General features: G+C 61.5%; 1 pseudogene. It reads right to left on the reverse strand.

From position 1 onward, the window contains the following. Nucleotides 1-40: 40 nt before the first annotated feature. Nucleotides 41-124 (reverse strand): annotated as a pseudogene (locus ACPYOJ_RS37130) (transcriptional regulator); the annotation flags it as partial. Nucleotides 125-231: the final 107 nt, after the last annotated feature.

Here is a 231-nt window from a genome sequence, read left to right on the forward strand (position 1 = left end):
GTACTGACTTGCGCACTGAAACGGCGGGCTTCTGCTTTTAGATGATGGCTGCGGCGGGTTGCGGTGCAGACGTGTTGCTCAGTGCGGAATGCACGTCGGAAATCAAATTGGCCAGGTCACTGACCTGTCTCTTATACACATCTCCGAGCCCACGAGACTACGCTGCATCTAGGATGCCGTTTTCTTCTTTGAGGGGGGGGGGGGGGGGGGGGGGGGGGGGGGGGGGGGGGG

Source organism: Rhizobium sp. SVR5-9E (assembly GCF_056755095.1).